Raw genomic sequence first — 16,761 nt, 5'->3', positions numbered from 1 at the left:
AAAATGTAATAAACTTTGGATGATATCTAAATTTTGCTTATATTTTAGTTAAAAAGATTGAAAATGAAGAAATATAGCCCCGAAGGGCTATAAAATAGAGTTTTATTCTTGTTCTTTAAGTTTTAAATTTTGTTCGCCATAAAGCCCTGTTCCAACAGGAATCATTCTACCTAAAATAACATTTTCTTTTAAATCTTCTAAGTAGTCAAATTTACCCGCTATGCTTGCTTCGGTTAAAACTTTGGTAGTTTCTTGGAATGAAGCCGCAGAAATCACACTATCACTTCCAATCGCTGCTCTTGTTACACCTAAAAGCACAGGCTCAGCAATAGCAGGTTCTCCACCCATTCTAATGATTCTTTCGTTTTCTTCACGGAATTTACGTCTTGAAACCAAATCACCCTCGATAAATTTCGTATGTCCACTATCTACAACTTTTACTTGTCTTAGCATTTGAGAAACGATAACTTCTATATGTTTATCAGAAATCACAACACCTTGTCCGCGATAAACTTGTTGAATTTCAGAAATCAAATAATAATGCAAGGCTTTTTCACCCAAAATTTTAAGCACATCATGACTTGAAACAACTCCATCTGTAAGTTTTTCACCTGCATGGATAAACTCGCCATCTCTTACTTGAATATGTTTTGATTTATCGATTAAATACTCAGCACTTGTACCATCTTCTGCTTGAATAATGATTCTTTCTTTAGAACGCAAAGGTTTATCAAAATGAACAACACCATCAATTTCTGCAATCACAGCCGCATTTTTTGGTTTTCTTGCTTCAAAAAGTTCAGAAACTCTTGGAAGACCTCCTGTAATATCTTTTGATTTAGCTGCAGCTTTTGGAGTTTTTGCTAAAATATCTGCTTGAGCGATTTTATCACCATCATGAACAAAAATAACGGTTTTTGGTTCAAGCTGATAACGCACAGCCTTATCACCTTTTCCTGCAATTACCAAAGTCGGTCTAACTCCGCTTGGCAAATACTCATTAATCACTAAAGAACGCTTACCTGTAGCTTCATCAATTTGCTCATCAGCACTATAACCTGCTTCAATATCCTCAAAGCTTATAACACCATCAATTTCTGCAATGATAGTATTATTATAAGCATCCCATTCTGCAATCACTTTTCTTTCTTTTTTAGGAGCACTTGCGATGATAGTATTTGCATCATCAATTTTTTCACTATCGTTAAATTCTATCTTAGATTCTCTTGGGATATAGTGTCTTTTTGCTTCTCTATCATTTTCATCAGCAATCACTACAAAGAATCCTTTTTCTTTAACAATATCGCCTTTTTTAACATTTTTTACTCTATCTAAACCATCGCCTTTAAGGATATAAAATTTAAGCGTTCCTTTTTCGCCTGCTTTGATATTTTGCACTACAGGCTCACCATCTTCTACTAAAATTTCACTCGCAAAAGGAATACGATTTGGCACATTCCAACCCTCTTTAATCACTTCTACGATACTTTCACTTTCTTCTACTTGCATACCGCTTTGATATGGCAAATAAAGTTTTCCATCTATACTGCCACTTACACCTGCTAATTCATTTGGTTTAGCAAGATCGTATTTTCTTAGTATGTATTTTACTTCTTGTTTTTTATCTTTAATAGAAACAATCACATCTTCATGAATATTTTCTATATTAATCACACCTTTAAATGGAGTTTTGATTTTTGGCTCCACAAGTAAAATCGCCGCATTTCTACGATTTGCTACGATATTTTTACCTTCTTTGTTTTTATAAGTTTTAAGATTATAAAATCTTATAAAACCTTCTTTTTGTGCGCTTACTTGTCTATCTTGTAAATCTGTACTTGCAGTTCCCCCGCTGTGGAAAGTTCTTAGAGTTAACTGCGTTCCTGGTTCGCCGATAGATTGAGCGGAAATAATTCCTACTGCTTCGCCTGGTTTTACTAATTTACCTTCACCAAGATTGATACCATAACATTTTGCACAAATTCCTTTTTTAGCTTTGCAGGTAATAGGAGTGCGGATATTGACACTTTTTATACCGCTTTCTCCAAGAATTTTTGCTTTTTCCTCATCCATTAAAGTTCCTTCTGCAAAAAGCACAGAATTTGTAATAGGATCGATCACATCTTCAGCTAAAACCCTGCCTAAAATTCTTTCTTCTAAAGTTTCTATAATAGAGCTATCTGCGGTAATTTCATTGATTTCAACACCCTCATGTGTTCCACAATCTTCAATGGTAATTTTTACATTTTGCGCAACATCGATAAGTTTTCTTGTCAAATAACCCGCATTTGCTGTTTTAAGAGCGGTATCTGCAAGACCTTTTCTAGCACCGTGAGTTGAAATAAAGTATTCAAGAACATTTAGCCCTTCACGGAAATTCGAAATAATAGGAGTTTCGATAATAGAACCATCAGGTTTAGTCATAAGTCCTCTCATCGCAGCAAGCTGAGAAATTTGAGCCGCACTACCCCTAGCACCAGAATCTGCCATCATATAAATAGAGTTAAAACCTTCTTTATCTTTTTCTACAAGCTTCATCATCTCTTTTGAAAGGACATTGTTTGTACTTTTCCAAATATCAATGATTTTATTGTATCTTTCCCCTGAAGTAATCAAACCAAGATTATAAGAATTTTGAATTTCTCTTACTTGTTTTTTTGCTTCATCAATAGCTTTTTGCTTGTCATTAGGAACAATAATATCTGCAATCGAAATTGAAATACCTGCTTTAGTTGCATACTCAAAACCTAAATTTTTAAGTCTATCCAAGAAACTTGCTGTAATCTCTAAACCACCTTGTTTATAAACATAATCCACAAGCACAGCAATGTCTTTTTTCTTCAAGACTTTATTCCAGCTATTTTCAGGCACAAAATCAGGTAAAATGGATTTAATAATCAATCTTCCTGCTGTAGTGGTAATCTTTCTACCATCTACCATAGTTTGTATACTCGCATGAATATCCAAACACTTGCTTTCAAGTGCCATCATCACTTCATCAATGCCTGTACAAATTTTATGCGAACCTTTAGCACCGGCTTTTTCCAATGAAAGATAATAAATTCCTAAAACCATATCTTGCGATGGAACGGTTACAGACTTACCGCTTGCTGGCAAAAGAATATTCATTGATGAAAGCATAAGTACCTTACATTCCGCAATGGCCTCTTGAGAAAGTGGCACATGCACCGCCATTTGATCCCCATCAAAGTCTGCGTTAAATGCTGCGCAAACTAAAGGATGAAGTTGTATAGCCTTACCTTCCACTAAAACAGGATGAAAAGCTTGAATAGAAAGTTTATGTAAAGTAGGCGCACGGTTTAGCATAACAGGATGCCCTTTTACTACCTCTTCTAAACATTCCCAAACTTCATTAGTTTTATTTTCTATCATTTTTTTAGCTTGTTTTACTGTGGTTGCATAACCTTTTTCTTCAAGCTTAGCTAAAAGATGTGGCTTAAAGAGCTCTAAAGCCATTTTTTTAGGTAAACCACATTGATCCATTCTAAGTTTTGGACCCACAACAATAACGCTACGACCTGAAAAATCAACCCTTTTACCAAGTAAGTTTTGTCTGAAACGTCCCTGTTTACCTTTAATAATTTCACTTAAAGATTTTAATGGGCGTTTATTTGCTCCTTTTACAGCATTAGCACGACGACCGTTGTCAAAAAGTGCATCAACAGCCTCTTGAAGCATTCTTTTTTCATTTCTGATAATGATTTCAGGTGCATCAAGTTCCATAAGTTTTTTAAGACGTGTATTTCTATTGATAACACGACGATATAAGTCATTCACATCAGAAACTGCAAATTTTCCACCATCTAAAGCCACTAAAGGACGCAAATCTGGCGGTAAAACTGGAAGATTTGTAATCATCATCCATTCAGGACGATTTGGTACGGCTTCATCACTATCGGTATTGGCGTTTAAATTTGAATTTAAGAAATTTTCTACTACTTTTAAGCGTTTAATGATGGTTTTTTTCTTAGCCTCTGAATTTGTAGCCGCCATTTCTTCTTTAAGCTGATTTAAAAGTGCCACAAGATCTAAATTTGCAAGTAAATCACGAACAACTTCTCCACCCATTCTTGCTTTAAAGCCACTATTTTCATAGCGTTGCATTAAATTTTGATATTGCTCTTCATTTAAAACATCACAATATTCTACTTTTTTGGCGCTTTCATTATCATAGAAAGCATCGCCTGGATTTTCAACGATATAAGCTTCATAATAAAGCACACGCTCAAGATCTTTCATCTTAACACCCAAAAGCGTTCCTATACGACTCGGAAGAGAATTAACATACCAAATATGGGCCACAGGAGTTACAAGCTCGATATGTCCCATTCTAGAACGACGCACTTTTGAATTTGCTACTTCAACACCACATTTTTCACATTTAACGCCTTTAAAACGCATTTTTTTATACTTGCCACAAAGACATTCATAATCTCTTATAGGTCCAAAAATCTTTGCACAAAAAAGCCCATCTCTTTCAGGCTTTAAGGTTCTATAATTGATAGTTTCTGGTTTTTTTACTTCTCCATAAGACCATGATTTGATTTTTTCAGGACTTGCAAGTCTTAGTTGAAACGCTTCAAAATCCCTAGGTCTTGCATCTTCTTTGATTTCTATTACTTTAAATTTACTCATTATCTTCATCCTTATCAAAAATCTCAACATCTAAAGCAAGAGATTTAAGCTCATTGGTTAATACAAAAAATGTTTCAGGAATTCCCGTTGCTGGAACATTTTCACCTTTTGTCAATGCTTTATAAGCACTAAATCTACCTTCCACATCATCTGATTTGATAGTTAACATTTCTCTTAAAGTATGAGCCGCTCCATAAGCTTCAAGTGCCCAAACTTCCATCTCCCCAAATCTTTGTCCCCCAAAGAGTGCTTTACCACCCACAGGCTGCTGGGTAACTAGACTATAAGGTCCTGTACTTCTTGCGTGAACTTTCTCATCAACCAAGTGGTGGAGTTTTAGCATATACATACATCCTACATGAACACGCTCTGCGATTTTCTCACCCGTGCGTCCATCATAAAGTTCTGTTTTGCCGTCCATATCTATCTTGGCCATTTCAAAAAGCTTGCTAAATTCTTCTATATTTACACCTTCAAAAACAGGAGTAGCAAATTTAACTCCTTTACTCCAGTCTCTAGCATAGTTTAAAAGCTCTTCATCACTTAAGCTTTTAATAAATTCTTTTTCGCTTGCAAGTCTTGGAATAGAACAAATTTCAAGCATTTTTGCTCTTAATTCTTTAAGAAAATCTTTTTGCTTTCTGTCAAAAATTTCTTGAATCTGATCTCCGAGTCTAAGTCCAATTAAACCCAAATGGCTTTCTAAAATTTGACCTATATTCATACGACTTGGAACGCCAAGTGGATTAAGTGCAATATCCACACTTTTACCATTTGGTAAATAAGGCATATCCACTTCAGGAACTATAGTTGAAACTATACCTTTATTTCCGTGACGTCCTGCCATTTTATCACCGACTTTAAGCTTTCTCTTTGTAGCAATATAAACTTTAACAAGCTTAATTACCCCACTTGGTAAAATATCATCTTTTTCTAAAATTTCAAGCTTTTCATCGTGTTCTGCTTTTAATTTTTTCTTCTCATTTTGGAAATGATTTTTTAAATCATCGTATTCTTTTTGAATCTCTTTAGAATAAGCTTTAATCAAAGTTGTTAAAGTAAAACGATTGATTTTTTCAAGTTCGCTAATATCTGCGGTTTGTCCTTTTTTATAATTTTTATCTCCAATTTTTTGATCACTATTTAAAGGGGCTTTGGAAAGAAGAGCACAAACACGAAGCATTTCTTCTCTATCCATCATCAAAAGTCTATCATGATGTTCTTTTTCTAAAGCCATTTTTTCTTTATCATAAGATTTTATTGCACGATCATCTTTTTCATAGCCTTTTTTAGTGAAAATTTTAACATCCACAACAACACCCTCTAAAGAAGCGGTTGCATAAAGTGATTTATTCACAACATGTCCTGCTTTTTCTCCAAAAATAGCTCTTAAAAGTCTTTCTTCAGGAGTTGGTTTAACCTCACCTTTTGGAGAAACCTTACCCACCAAAATCATACCTGGTTTGATATGGGTACCAATTTTTGCAATACCGCTCTCATCAAGATGTGCAACATCTTCTTCTTTTACATTTGGGATATCTTTGGTAATTTCTTCTATACCGTCTTTTAGTTCTCTTGCTTCAATTTCTTTTTCATAAATGTGCACACTTGTAAAGGTATCTTCACGAATAATTCTCTCACTTACAACTATAGCATCCTCATAGTTATAACCATTCCAAGGCATAAAAGCGATTAAAGCATTTTTACCTATAGCAAGTTCGCCTTGATCCATAGAAGGACCATCTGCGATAATTTGTCCTGCTTTTACTATATCACCTTTTTTAACAATAGGATGTTGAATATAATTTGTATTTTGATTGGTTCTTAAATTTTTCTCCATAGTGTAATGGTCAATAAATGGACCTTTATCATCTTCACCTAAAATGAAAATGCTTTTATTATCCACTTTCTCAACCACACCGCCACGCTTTGCTTTAACAGCCTCCCAAGCATCACGCGCAATAATTTGTTCCATACCTGTTCCTACTATCGGAGCTGAAGCAGTAAGAAGTGGCACAGCTTGACGTTGCATGTTTGAACCCATTAGCGCTCTATTTGCATCATCGTGCTCTAAAAACGGAATCAAAGAAGCTGCAACCCCAACAACCATACCTGAACAAAGGTCAATTAGTTGCACTTCTTCGCGTCTTGCAAGTATAGTTTCACCATCTTGTCTAGCCTCAACAAATTCTTCTACTATATTGCCTTTAGCATCAACCTTAGTTGAAGCTGGTGCGATAAACAAGCCTTCTTCTTGTGTCGCTGTAAGATAAACGACTTCATTAGTCACTTTACCATTTACAACTTTTCTGTATGGTGCTTCAACAAAACCAAGTTCATTTACTTTTGCATAGGTAGAAAGAGTATTAATCAAACCAATATTTTGACCTTCAGGTGTTTCAACTGGACAAATTCTACCATAATGCGTCGCGTGAACATCACGCACTTCAAAACCTGCTCTTTCTTTTACAAGCCCACCTTCACCAAGCGCTGACAAACGACGCTTATGAGTAACCTCACTTAAAGGGTTAGTTTGATCCATAAATTGCGAAAGCTGACCTCCTGTAAAAAATTCAATGATAGTTGTAGTAATCATTTTAGGATTGATTAAATCATAAGGCATTACTTTATCAAGATCCGCATTTAAAGAAGTAAATTTATCTCTGATCGCCTTTTGCATTTTTGCAAGACCTAAATGAAGTTCATTGGCTAAAAGTTCACCTATAGAACGGATACGACGATTTCCTAAATGATCTCTATCATCAATATGTCCTTTACCATTTTTTACTTTAATTAAATATTTTGCAGTTTTAATAATATCTTCATTAGTCAAAACAGTAACATACTCAGGCACTTCAAGACCTAACTTATGGTTCATTTTCATACGACCTACCTTAGTAAGATCGTATCTTTCAGGATTGAAGAATAAATCATTTACAAAAGCCTTCGCTGCATCTTTTACCACAGGTTCACCTGGGCGCATAACTTTGTAAATTCTAATCGCAGCTAAATCATTTTCATCATCGATATTTTCACTTTGTTTAAGAAGTTTTAGAGTTTCTCCATCTTGAGCAAAGGAGTTAATAATCGCTGTATCAACGCCATTAGCCAAATCATTTGCTATATCAAAACTTTTTTGCTCTTTAATCTTAGCAAGCTTACTCTCATCTAACAAAGTTAAAGAATCAAATAAAACCTCTCCACTTTCTTTATCACTAATAGGATTTGCTAAATAACGATTAAGTAAAATTTCTACAGGATATTCTATCCATTTTAAACCGTCTTTAATAAGCTGTTCTGCTTTTTTCTTTGTAAGTCTTTTTCCAGCTTGATGAACGATTTTTCCTTTTTCATCTTTAATATCATATTCTATTCTATCCATAAAATCATTTGGATTAAATTCTGTTAAAAATTTATCTTTTTTCACATGTATAGTCTGAATAGGATAAAACAACTTAATAATATCTTGTTTTTTATACCCTAAAGCTCTAAAAAGCATAGTTACAGGAACTTTTCTACGCTTGTTGATTCTTACATACAAAACATCTTTGGCATCGTATTCAAAATAAAGCCACGAACCACGATCAGGAATAATTTGTGCTGTATAAACAAGCTTATTTGCAACCGTTGAGCTTTCTTCTTCTTTAAAAATAACACCAGGGCTTCTATGTAATTGATTTACAACCACCCTCTCAACCCCATTAATGATAAAAGATACACGATCTGTCATTAAAGGAATTTCGCGGATATAAATTTCTTGTTCTTTAATATCTCTTACGCCAACTTTTTCCCCTGTTTTTTCATCTTTTTCATGCAGAGTAAGACGGATTTTCATTTTTAAATTTACAGAATAAGTCAAACCTCTTTCCATGCATTCGCGAATGGTATATTTTGGCTTGCCTATTTCACTACTAACATATTCAAGACTCAATCTATTTTGCGGATCATGAATAGGAAAAATTGATTTAAAAACTTTTTCTATACCACTTTCACCATTATCAAGATTTAAAAAATAATCAAAACTCTTTTTTTGTAATTGTAGAAGATTTGGGATTTCTATTTGTTTTGAAATGTTTGAGAAGTCTACTCTTAAACGATTTCCTAATTTATTATCTAACATATCGCACATACCTCATGGTAAATTTTGTAAATTTAAAAAAGAAGACCTAAAAATTAGGTAAAAATAAAAAAAAGAAGACTTGCCTTGGCAAATCTTCTTCTAACTTTAAAGCTTAAAATTACTTAAGTTCTACTTTAGCACCAGCTTCTTCAAGTTGTTTTTTAGCTTCCTCAGCTTCAGCTTTAGCCACACCCTCTTTTAGAGTTGAAGGAGTTTGCTCAACTGCATCTTTTGCTTCTTTAAGACCAAGGCCTGTAAGAGCACGAACGATTTTAATAACTTCAATCTTTTTAGCACCGCCATCAGTTAAAACGATATCAAATTCAGTTTTTTCTTCAGCAGCAGCTGCAGCACCACCAGCTGCAGCACCACCAGCTACCATTACAGGAGCAGCAGACACACCAAATTTTTCTTCAAATTCTTTTACAAGTTCTGATAACTCAAGAACACTTAAATTTGAAATATATTCTAATACATCTTCTTTAGAAATTGCCATTTTTTATCCTTTTATTTAATTTATTCAGATTCTTTTTTATTTTTAAGCGCATTTAAACCTATTGTGAAATTGGTAATTGGCGCATTCCAAACTTGCAAAAGCATAGCAAGCAACTCATTGCGTGAAGGCATTTTAGCAAGAGCTTTAACCTTAGCAACATCTGCAACTTCGCCTTCAATATGAGCTGTTTTGATTTCAAATTTATCGTTATTTTCTTCAAATTTAGCAGCTACTTTTGAAACACTTAGCTGATCTTCGCCCCAAAGATAAATATTTGTATCTTTAAGAACTAGACCTGTTTTACCGGAATTGTTAAGAGCAATGTTAGCCAAAGTATTTTTAACAATTTGAACTTTTACATTGTTTTCTCTTGCATTATTTCTAAGCTCTTCTAGTTTTTTTGTGCTAAGACCTCTGTAATTACAAACTACAATAGCTTCACTAGCTTTAAAACCTTCTTCAAGTTTAGCAATAATCTCAACTTTTTCGCTTCTAGTCACATTTTCTCCTTTCCGATTGAGATTTCAAGTAGAGTGGAAATCCAATTAAGCTTACGCCTCGACTATCTTCAATCTAAAATAAACATCTCAAAAAATCAAAAATTTTTTCAAATGTTTATTTTAGAACAAAAGAGTTGCAAAAAAGCAACTCTTATTTCATATCAAGCAATTCTTGTGTTTCAAGCTTTACAGAAGGGCTCATTGTCAAAGATAAAGCCGCATTTTTAATATATCTACCTTTAGCTGCGGCAGGTTTGTGTTTGTTAATTGCCTTTATAAAAGTGCTAACATTATCCCATAATTGTTCTTTGGAAAAACTTACTTTACCAAGACCTGCATGGATATTTCCTTGCTTATCAACACGGAAATTTACCTGACCACTTTTTGCATTATTAACTGCTTGAGCAACATCCATAGTCACTGTTCCGGTTTTAGGATTTGGCATTAAACCTTTTGGCCCTAAAATCCTACCAACTTTACCAACAAGTCCCATTAAATTTGGAGTAGCAATCAAAACATCAAAATTCATATTACCTTTTTGAATTTCTTCTACTAAATCATCGCTACCCACAATATCTGCACCAGCATTTTTCGCTTCATCAGCTTTTGCGTCTTTTGCAATTACAGCAACACGAACTTTTTTACCCGTTCCAGCAGGTAAAACAACAGATCCTCTTACCATTTGATCTGCATGTCTTGGATCAACATTAAGTTTTAAAGCAATTTCTACAGTCTCATCAAATTTAGCAGACTTTAAAGTCTTTATTGTATCAATTGCATCGCTTAAAGCATACTCTTTATTTGAATCAATTTTTTGTGATAATTCTTTTAATCTTTTTGCTATCTTAGCCATTTATTTTCTCCGCATTTTAAAGTGCTACCGCCTTTTACCTTGGCGGTGAAAGGATTAATCTACGATTTCAACACCCATAGAACGAGCTGAACCTGCAATAATTTTAGCAGCTTGATCTCTATCTTTAGTATTTAAATCTGCAATTTTCTTATCTACTATTTCTAAAACTTGAGCACGAGTTAACTTGCCTACTTTATTTTTAAGTGGATTATCCGTACCTTTAGAAATTCCAGCTGCTTTTTTGATCAAATCCGTAGCTGGTGGTTGTTTTGTAATAAAAGTAAAACTTTTATCTGCATAAACAGTGATAACAACAGGGATATTAAAACCTGCCATATCTTTTGTTCTTTCATTAAAAGCCTTACAAAACTCCATAATATTAACACCTTGCTGACCCAAAGCAGGACCAACAGGTGGTGATGGGTTTGCTTTTGTGGCAGCAATTTGCAATTTAATTTCGCCTACGACTTTTTTAGCCATAACAAATCTCCTTACTTGATATAAATTAAATTATTTTCTCAACTTGAGAATATAAGATCTCCACTGGAGTTGAGCGTCCAAAAATAGAAACATTTAATTTTAATAAACCACGAACCATATCATATTCTTCTACAATTGCAGTAAAGTTTGCAAATGGCCCTTCTGTGATTCTCACATTTTCCCCTTCTTCAAAAGAAATCTTTGGTTTAGGCGCTGCACGATTGTGAACTTTTTCCAAAATCAAATTAATATCTTTTTCTGTTAAAGGGGTTGGCTTTTTGGATTCTCCAATAAAACGACCAACCTTTGGAAGAGATTGAATGCGATGCCAAAGCTCTGTATTTAAATCAAGAAGTGCAAAAACATATCCTGAATACAAACTTCTTTCGCTAATCTTCTCCTTTCCATTCTTAAATTCAATAACATCTTCAGTTGGAACAACAATTTCTTTAAGTTGTTCTTCAATTCCGTTATCTTTTACTAAATTTTCAATGGCTCTTTTAACTGCCATTTCACTGCCAGCATAAGTTTGAATTGCATACCATTTATGAGTACTCATTTACTCTCCTTACACGATTGCAGAAACAATAGAGGACATAAACCAATCCACTAACGCCAAAAACAAAGAAATCACCGCAACAACAACAAAAACTGTAATATAGGCATTTCTTACCTGTTCTTTTAAAGGAAAAATTACTTTCCTTAATTCGGCTTTTGATAATTTAAAATAAGTTATTAATTTTTCCATTTATTTAAACCTTAATTATGGCAGGGCAAGAGGGATTCGAACCCCCAACCATCGGATTTGGAATCCGGTGCTCTACCGTTGGAGCTATTGCCCTAAGGGCGCAAGCTTAACTTTTTAACTTAACTTCTTTGTGAAGTGTATGTTTTTTTAATCTTGGGCAATATTTTTTTAATTCTAATTTTTCAGTAGTATTTTTACTATTTTTATAGGTGCTATAATTAATATCACCACATTCTTCACACTTTAAACCAACTTTAATTCTCATTTCAATTTTCCTTAAAAAATTAAAGCCAAGCTTTTAACTTGGCTTTATTAAATTATTTAATAATTTTAGAAACAACACCTGAACCAACAGTTTTACCACCTTCACGAATAGCAAAACGAGTTCCTTCTTCAAGTGCTACTGGAGCGATCAAGCTTACAGTAATTCTCACATTTTCACCTGGCATAACCATTTCAACACCATCAGCTAATTTAATCGAACCTGTAACATCAGTTGTTCTTACATAAAACTGTGGTCTATAGTTGTTAAAGAATGGAGTATGTCTACCACCTTCATCTTTATTTAAGATATAAACTTCAGCTTCGAAGTCAGTGTGTGGAGTAATTGATTTTGGTTTAGCAAGAACCATACCACGGATAACTTCTTCTTTTTTAGTACCACGAAGAAGAACACCTACGTTATCTCCTGCTTCGCCTTGATCCATTTCTTTTCTGAACATTTCAACACCTGTTACAGTTGTTGTTTGAGTATCTTTAATACCAACGATTTCGATAGTATCACCCACTTTTACAACACCTTTTTCAATTCTACCTGTAACAACAGTACCACGACCTGAAATTGAGAAAACGTCTTCAATTGGCATCAAGAAGTCTTTTTCAGTATCACGAGTTGGAGTTGGAATATAGCTATCAACTGCAGCCATAAGATCCATAATTTTTGCCGACCATTCACCATCTTGTCCAGCTTTGGCTTCTTCAAGAGCTTTTAAAGCAGAACCAGAAATAATAGGTGTATCATCGCCTGGGAAATCATAAGAGCTTAATAATTCTCTAATTTCCATTTCAACTAACTCTAAAAGTTCAGCATCATCAACCATATCTGCTTTATTCATAAAAACAACAATATATGGAACGCCTACTTGACGAGAAAGAAGAATATGCTCTCTAGTTTGTGGCATAGGGCCATCTGCAGCAGAAACAACCAAGATCGCTCCATCCATTTGTGCAGCACCTGTAATCATGTTTTTAACATAATCTGCGTGACCTGGGCAGTCAACATGTGCATAGTGACGATTGTCTGTTTCATATTCAATATGAGAAGTAGCAATAGTAATACCACGCTCTTTTTCTTCTGGAGCATTATCGATATTATCATAATCTTTAAGCTCTGCTAAACCTCTTCTAGAAAGAACAGCAGAAATAGCAGCTGTTAAAGTAGTTTTACCATGGTCAACGTGACCAATAGTACCAATATTTACGTGTGGCTTATTACGTGAAAATTTTTCTTTAGCCATTTTTTTCCTCCGTATAAAAAATAAATTGAGCAAAGCAAGTCTTATATCTATATAATTTTTTCAATTCATGGAGCTCATAGCGGGAATTGAACCCGCGACCTCTCCCTTACCAAGGGAGTGCTCTACCTCTGAGCCATACGAGCGCTCAGAAAAATTATACATAATAATAGACAACAAAAACTCTTAAATGGGATATATACTGTAAGTTAAAGGTTTTAAAATACAGCTCCCAGTTCTTTTAAATTATTGGAGCGGGAAACGGGACTCGAACCCGCGACCCTCAGCTTGGAAGGCTGATGCTCTAGCCAACTGAGCTACTCCCGCAAAGCATGGTGGTGAGTCGTGGATTCGAACCACGGAAGGCGAAAGCCAGCAGATTTACAGTCTGCCCTCGTTGGCCACTTGAGTAACTCACCATAAAAATATTGCTTTTTCAATATTCTGGTCAAACACTGCTAAAATAAATGGAGCTGGTTAAGGGACTTGAACCCCCGACCTGCTGCTTACAAGGCAGCTGCTCTACCAACTGAGCTAAACCAGCAAAAATAAAAGTGAGATTATAACTCAAAAAAAAATTTTTGTCAAGACTTTTTTTAGTTTTTCTATAAAATTTTAGTCTTGCAAAGTTTATTATCATAAACCAATATTATTTTTATCTATTTATGATAATCAAACAAATTTAAAAATTTCTTTGCTCTTTCGCTTTTTGGATTTTCAAAAAAACTTTTAGGATCATTTTCTTCGATGATTTTTCCTTCATCCATAAAAATAATTTTATCTGCTACAGCTTTAGCAAAACCCATTTCATGAGTAACAATAAGCATAGTCATACCCTCTTTTGCAAGATTTAACATCACTTCTAAAACTTCTCTAACAATCTCAGGATCCAGTGCTGCTGTAACCTCATCAAAAAGCATTAACTCAGGATTCATGCATAAACTTCTTACTATAGCAATTCTTTGTTTTTGTCCTCCGCTAAGCTCTCTTGGATAAGCATGAATTTTATGTAAAAGTCCCACCTTTTCAAGCCAAATTTTAGCCTCTTTTAAAACCTCATCTTTCTTTCTTTTTTGCACTTTCATAGGTCCTAAAAGTATATTTTCTTCAACACTTAAATGCTCAAAAAGCTCATAAGATTGAAAAACCATACCAACTTTTTGACGCATTCTTGGCCATTCTTTAAAATCTTTATCTATTTTCTCATTATCAATATAAATATTACCACTTGCAATCTCTTCAAGCCCATTAATACAACGCAAAAGCGTAGATTTTCCACATCCGCTAGGACCTAAAATCACCACAACTTCTTTAGCCTTAACTTCTAAATTAATATCTTTTAAGGCGTAATGCGAACCATAATACTTTTGTAAATTTTCTATTTTTAGTATGCTCATTTTAGCTCCATTTTTTCTCTAATTTTCTTGAATATAAAGTGATAGGATAACAAAGTATAAAAAAGATAAAAAAAATCAAACCATAAATAATAAAAGGTGCAAAATCATTTCTATTATGAAATTCTATAATTTGTTGCCCTATCTTGACAAGCTCTACCGCGCCGATTAAATAAGCAAAGGTTGTGCTTTTAATCATGCGAGTAAGTAAATTCATACTCATAGGAGTTAAACGACGCATAGCTTGTGGAATAATAATATAAACAAAACTTTGCACCGTATTTAAACCTAAAGATGATGCACTTTCATACTGATGTTTTGGAATACTCTGCAAGGAAACACGCACCAAATCCATCATCTCAAAACAACCCCAAATGCTAAAAACAATAATAGCTGCACTTACAGAACTCAAATCCCACCCAAACCATCTAGGAAAACCAAAATACACCACAAAAAGCCATACTAAAAGTGGCATAACACGTACAAATTCTAAACCTAAACGACAAAAAGCATAGATATAGGTATTTTTAAAACTCATTAAAATTCCCAAAAACAACCCACCTATCGAAGTAATAATAATGCTGATAAATGAAATTTCAAGAGTGACAAAAAGCCCTTGCCAGAGTCTTAAAAGCGTATCGGTATTTAAAAGTTCAAGCATGAAGCAACCTTTTTTCAAACTTTAGCAAAATAAAAGACAAAGGCAAAATAATGCACAAATATCCCATAAACAACAAAAACAATAGCTCATCTGTCTTATAGGTTAAGGAATTTAAACTCTTCATTAAATTCACCAAATCTGGCAAGGCAATAATACTAACCACTGAAGTTTCTTTGATTAAAAATATAATATTAGCACTAATACTTGGCATAGAAATAGCCAAAGCTTGCGGCAAAATCACATAACGCAAATTTCCAAATTTTGAAAAACCCAAAGAAAGTCCCGCTTCAAACTGCTGTTTTCTTATGGCTTCAAATCCCGCTCTTAAACTTTCAGCCATATAAGAACCCCCTAAAAAACTAAGTCCTACTATAGTACAAGCAAAAGAAGGTCTTAAAGTTTCTTCTACACTTAAACAAATTAAATTGAGCGGTGGAATTTGCTCTAAATGTATATTAAATTTAGGTAAAGCATAATATAAGAAAAAAAGTTGAATTAATAAAGGCGTATTTCTTGAAAACTCTATATAAAGCTTGCAAATATTTTCTAAAATTTTTATTTTAAAATAACTCATTAAAATGCAAAACAAGCCTATTATCAAAGAAAAAATAATTCCAAAAAAGCTTAGTTTTATCGTAAGCCAAGCAGCCGTTAAAAAAGCAGGAGCTTGAACTAATATAAAATCAAAATCCATTCTCTACCTTAAATTTTTACCAAAGTTCTTTCATGATCATATCTTTATTTAAAATTTCAATTCTACCTTTTTTTGTATCAATAAGTTCTGAAATTTTAAGTTCTTTTAACACTCGAGATAAAGATTGTGCTCTAACATTTAAATCAATTGCAATTTGTTTTTGTGAAATTGTATCTAAATTTTTTTCATTTTCCAAAAGATACTTTAATAATCTCGTCCTTAAATCTAATGCATTTTGAGATAATTTCTTTTCTAAAATTTTAATTTTATCAAAAAGTGAACTGATAAGTAAAAAATTGAATTCTTTATTTTCACTGCATAAATTTTGAAAATTAATAAAATCAATTTCCAAAATTTCTCCATCTTCCTCAAATATAGCATTAGCAGGATAATTTAATTTTTTAAAAGCAGGCATTTCTGCTATAAAATTTGGAGGATTAAAATAATGCAAAGTAATTTCTTTATCACTTGCTGTACTTTTATAAATGCGTATTTTTCCCTTGAGTAAAATAAAAAATTTTTTAGCCTCTTCGCCCTCATAAAATAAAATACTATTTTTTTGAAATTTTTTTAATTTTCCTACACTAGATAAAAGTTCTAAATAATCTTTCATTATATACATTTTCCATTCTTAACTTATGTTAA

General features: G+C 33.5%; 13 protein-coding genes, 5 tRNA genes and 1 pseudogene. All 19 read right to left on the bottom strand.

The features are described from left to right. Positions 1–102: 102 nt before the first annotated feature. The 19 genes and pseudogenes from rpoC to nssR all read right to left on the bottom strand — a co-directional run bounded on the left by rpoC (position 103) and on the right by nssR (position 16,729). Positions 103–4,656, bottom strand: a complete 4,554-nt coding sequence (gene rpoC, locus AT682_RS02380) for a DNA-directed RNA polymerase subunit beta' (RefSeq protein WP_002882405.1) — start codon at positions 4,654–4,656, stop codon at positions 103–105. After that, complete coding sequence (gene rpoB / locus AT682_RS02375; protein WP_002882404.1) at positions 4,649–8,776, bottom strand: DNA-directed RNA polymerase subunit beta; 4,128 nt, start codon at positions 8,774–8,776, stop codon at positions 4,649–4,651. Before rpoB ends, rpoC begins: the two co-directional genes overlap by 8 nt. Positions 8,777–8,894: 118 nt before the next feature. Further along, complete coding sequence (gene rplL / locus AT682_RS02370) at positions 8,895–9,272, bottom strand: 50S ribosomal protein L7/L12 (RefSeq protein WP_002854820.1); 378 nt, start codon at positions 9,270–9,272, stop codon at positions 8,895–8,897. Positions 9,273–9,292: 20 nt separating this feature from the next. Continuing rightward, positions 9,293–9,772, bottom strand: coding sequence for a 50S ribosomal protein L10 (rplJ, locus tag AT682_RS02365; protein ID WP_002858610.1), 480 nt, complete (start codon positions 9,770–9,772; stop codon positions 9,293–9,295). A gap of 151 nt (positions 9,773–9,923) precedes the next feature. Then, entirely contained in the window at positions 9,924–10,625 is a 702-nt protein-coding gene (gene rplA / locus AT682_RS02360) for a 50S ribosomal protein L1 (protein ID WP_002882403.1), read from the bottom strand. Between the two features lie 54 nt (positions 10,626–10,679). Then, positions 10,680–11,105 carry a 50S ribosomal protein L11 gene (gene rplK / locus AT682_RS02355; RefSeq protein ID WP_002779452.1) on the bottom strand — a complete coding sequence of 142 codons (426 nt, stop codon included), beginning with the start codon at positions 11,103–11,105 and terminating at the stop codon, positions 10,680–10,682. A 25-nt stretch (positions 11,106–11,130) separates the two neighbouring features. Next, positions 11,131–11,664 (bottom strand): transcription termination/antitermination protein NusG, encoded by a 534-nt coding sequence (nusG, locus tag AT682_RS02350; protein WP_002851098.1) that lies wholly within the window; start codon positions 11,662–11,664, stop codon positions 11,131–11,133. A 9-nt stretch (positions 11,665–11,673) separates the two neighbouring features. Further along, on the bottom strand, positions 11,674–11,853 hold the full coding sequence (gene secE / locus AT682_RS02345) for a preprotein translocase subunit SecE (RefSeq protein ID WP_002859033.1): 180 nt from the start codon (positions 11,851–11,853) through the stop codon (positions 11,674–11,676). An 18-nt stretch (positions 11,854–11,871) separates the two neighbouring features. After that, a tRNA-Trp gene (locus AT682_RS02340) sits at positions 11,872–11,947 on the bottom strand. A 12-nt stretch (positions 11,948–11,959) separates the two neighbouring features. Then, positions 11,960–12,118, bottom strand: coding sequence for a 50S ribosomal protein L33 (rpmG, locus tag AT682_RS02335; protein WP_002793551.1), 159 nt, complete (start codon positions 12,116–12,118; stop codon positions 11,960–11,962). A gap of 52 nt (positions 12,119–12,170) precedes the next feature. Beyond that, on the bottom strand, positions 12,171–13,370 hold the full coding sequence (tuf, locus tag AT682_RS02330) for an elongation factor Tu (RefSeq protein ID WP_002855271.1): 1,200 nt from the start codon (positions 13,368–13,370) through the stop codon (positions 12,171–12,173). Between the two features lie 68 nt (positions 13,371–13,438). Beyond that, positions 13,439–13,513: transfer RNA gene (locus AT682_RS02325), tRNA-Thr, on the bottom strand. A gap of 104 nt (positions 13,514–13,617) precedes the next feature. Continuing rightward, positions 13,618–13,694: transfer RNA gene (locus AT682_RS02320), tRNA-Gly, on the bottom strand. Between the two features lie 6 nt (positions 13,695–13,700). Continuing rightward, positions 13,701–13,786 (bottom strand) — tRNA-Tyr (locus tag AT682_RS02315). Between the two features lie 49 nt (positions 13,787–13,835). Continuing rightward, positions 13,836–13,911 (bottom strand) — tRNA-Thr (locus AT682_RS02310). A 92-nt stretch (positions 13,912–14,003) separates the two neighbouring features. Further along, positions 14,004–14,764: pseudogene (locus tag AT682_RS02305) on the bottom strand (amino acid ABC transporter ATP-binding protein). 1 nt (position 14,765) lies between these two features. Next, complete coding sequence (locus AT682_RS02300) at positions 14,766–15,422, bottom strand: amino acid ABC transporter permease (protein ID WP_002882400.1); 657 nt, start codon at positions 15,420–15,422, stop codon at positions 14,766–14,768. After that, positions 15,415–16,116: an amino acid ABC transporter permease gene (locus AT682_RS02295; protein ID WP_002882399.1), complete on the bottom strand. Its 702-nt coding sequence runs from the start codon at positions 16,114–16,116 to the stop codon at positions 15,415–15,417. The genes AT682_RS02300 and AT682_RS02295 overlap by 8 nt, the downstream gene beginning before the upstream one ends. Before the next feature lie 16 nt (positions 16,117–16,132). Next, positions 16,133–16,729, bottom strand: coding sequence for a nitrosative stress-sensitive transcriptional regulator NssR (gene nssR, locus AT682_RS02290; protein WP_002868789.1), 597 nt, complete (start codon positions 16,727–16,729; stop codon positions 16,133–16,135). Positions 16,730–16,761 lie beyond the last annotated feature (32 nt).

The sequence above is a fragment of the Campylobacter jejuni genome (genome assembly GCF_001457695.1).
Classification (GTDB): Bacteria; Campylobacterota; Campylobacteria; order Campylobacterales; family Campylobacteraceae; genus Campylobacter_D; species Campylobacter_D jejuni.
The sequence above is the reverse complement of the archived record's forward strand: the minus strand, read 5'-3'. Positions and strand labels throughout refer to the sequence as shown.

Bases quoted from the DNA above. Each gene is read 5' to 3' on its own strand.
- rpoC (WP_002882405.1), bottom strand. From the start codon at position 4,656: ATGAGTAAATTTAAAGTAATAGAAATCAAAGAAGATGCAAGACCTAGG.
- rpoB (WP_002882404.1), bottom strand. From the start codon at position 8,776: ATGTTAGATAATAAATTAGGAAATCGTTTAAGAGTAGACTTCTCAAAC.
- rplL (WP_002854820.1), bottom strand. From the start codon at position 9,272: ATGGCAATTTCTAAAGAAGATGTATTAGAATATATTTCAAATTTAAGT.
- rplA (WP_002882403.1), bottom strand. From the start codon at position 10,625: ATGGCTAAGATAGCAAAAAGATTAAAAGAATTATCACAAAAAATTGAT.
- rplK (WP_002779452.1), bottom strand. From the start codon at position 11,105: ATGGCTAAAAAAGTCGTAGGCGAAATTAAATTGCAAATTGCTGCCACA.
- nusG (WP_002851098.1), bottom strand. From the start codon at position 11,664: ATGAGTACTCATAAATGGTATGCAATTCAAACTTATGCTGGCAGTGAA.
- secE (WP_002859033.1), bottom strand. From the start codon at position 11,853: ATGGAAAAATTAATAACTTATTTTAAATTATCAAAAGCCGAATTAAGG.
- rpmG (WP_002793551.1), bottom strand. From the start codon at position 12,118: ATGAGAATTAAAGTTGGTTTAAAGTGTGAAGAATGTGGTGATATTAAT.
- tuf (WP_002855271.1), bottom strand. From the start codon at position 13,370: ATGGCTAAAGAAAAATTTTCACGTAATAAGCCACACGTAAATATTGGT.
- AT682_RS02300 (WP_002882400.1), bottom strand. From the start codon at position 15,422: ATGCTTGAACTTTTAAATACCGATACGCTTTTAAGACTCTGGCAAGGG.
- AT682_RS02295 (WP_002882399.1), bottom strand. From the start codon at position 16,116: ATGGATTTTGATTTTATATTAGTTCAAGCTCCTGCTTTTTTAACGGCT.
- nssR (WP_002868789.1), bottom strand. From the start codon at position 16,729: ATGAAAGATTATTTAGAACTTTTATCTAGTGTAGGAAAATTAAAAAAA.